This is a genomic window from Streptomyces aureus (genome assembly GCF_001418135.1).
GTDB classification, from domain to species: domain Bacteria; phylum Actinomycetota; class Actinomycetes; order Streptomycetales; family Streptomycetaceae; genus Streptomyces; species Streptomyces aureus_A.
This window is the reverse complement of record NZ_LIPQ01000546.1, coordinates 1-1577: the sequence shown is the minus strand read 5'-3', so window position 1 is coordinate 1577 and position 1577 is coordinate 1. Positions and strand designations below refer to the sequence as shown.

The 1577-nt window shown below is 77.5% G+C and carries 2 protein-coding genes; one reads left to right on the top strand and one right to left on the bottom strand.

What is annotated here, in order from left to right; all coding sequences use genetic code 11:
* The coding region (locus AOK00_RS33580) for a HEAT repeat domain-containing protein (RefSeq protein WP_254047597.1) at nt 1–1263 on the top strand (1263 nt) is incomplete at its 5' end.
* Between the two features lie 15 nt (nt 1264–1278).
* Here the strand turns inward: AOK00_RS33580 and AOK00_RS33575 are convergent.
* The coding region (locus AOK00_RS33575; protein ID WP_055603924.1) for a ribonuclease domain-containing protein at nt 1279–1577 on the bottom strand (299 nt) is incomplete at its 5' end.

The following is a 1577-nucleotide window of genomic DNA, read 5'->3' as shown; positions in this document are numbered from 1 at the left end:
ACCGGCTGCGTACGGGCGCTGCTCGACCACGGGGCGAACTCCCGGGAGGCCGCGCTGCGGGAGGCCCGGCGCTGGATCGGCGTCGACATGGCGGCCGAGCTTCGGCGCGGACTCGTCGCGGGCAACGGGGGCGGCCAGACGTACGAGGCGGTGGTCCGCCGCGTCCGCGAGGACGGCGGGGTGACGGTGGTCGTCGAGCTGCTGCGGGAGGCCCGGCGCTGGATCGGCGTCGACATGGCGGCCGAGCTTCGGCGCGGACTCGTCGCGGGCAACGGGGGCGGCCAGACGTACGAGGCGGTGGTCCGCCGCGTCCGCGAGGACGGCGGGGTGACGGTGGTCGTCGAGCTGCTGCGGGAGGACGGCGCGCCCGGCCGCGGCGACGACCGCCAGACCGGGCACGCGGCGATCGCCACCCTCATCGAGGCGGCGCTCGGTCTGCACACCTCGCACGAGGAGCTGGCGGCGCGGGCGTTGCGCTGCGGCGATCCGGAGCTCGACGACTGGACGACGGCGGTGGCCGAACTCGCCGGCCGGGCCGACGAGGAGACGTTCGTGGCGGCGGCCGCGTGGTGCGCGTACCGCGACCCGCTGCGCCGGGCGCTGGGCGCGCGGGTGCTCGGCGCGCTGCCGGGCTTCGCGGCGAGCGCGGTCCCGGTGCTGCGCCGGCTCGCGGCGGAGGTGACGGTGGCGGCGGCGCCGCCACGGGAGCCGGGACCGGCGGGGCTCCGACGGGTCCCGTCCGCGCGGGAGCCGGGGCCGTCGCCGGTGCCGGCGCGGGAGCCGGTCCTGTCGGTGGTGTCGGCACTCGGGGAGTGCGGGGATCCGGCCGCCGTACCCGAACTCCTCGCCGCGGCCGGGCATCCCGACGCGGCCGTCCGGCGGGCGGTCGCGGGGGCGCTCGCCGGGATCGTGCCGGCCGGGCACCCGGAGGCGCTCGGGGTGCTGCTCGCGCTGAGCCGGGACGGGGACGCGCGGGTACGGGACTGGGCGACGCTCGCACTCGCCGAGCTGCCCGACGACACCCCTCTGGTGCGGGAGGGGCTCGCCGAGCGGCTCGGCGACACCGATCCGGAGACGGCGGCCGAGGCCGCGCGGGGGCTCGCGATCCGTCAGGACCCGCGCGCCGTCGACGCGCTGGCCTCGGCCCTGGCGGACGGCGACCCGGAGGGCGCGGCGCGGGAGACGGCGCTCGCCGCCCTGGAGTACGTCCACGATCCCCGGGTCAGGACCCGTCTGGAGTGGACGTCACCGCGCCGCGCCTGACCTGTCCGGGCGGGCTCAGCAGCCGTAGTCGATCAGGTCGAAGGACGCGTAGTGGTCGGACGTGTAGTAGTCCTCCCGCGCCGAGTCGCCGGTCACGATCCGGCGGGCGCCACGGGTGGAGAACCCGGGGGTCTTGACCGTGTACTCGTGGTAGTAGCCGAGCGAGTGGGCCGGCAGGATCCCCTCCCGGTTCTGGAAGACGGAGCCGTCCTGGCTGTACGGGAAGGGTCCGCCCGCGTCGATCAGGCGCAGGGTCGTGTACGCCTCGCCGGGGAGGTCGGAGTGGCAGATGTCCCCGACGGCAGCGGTGGCCG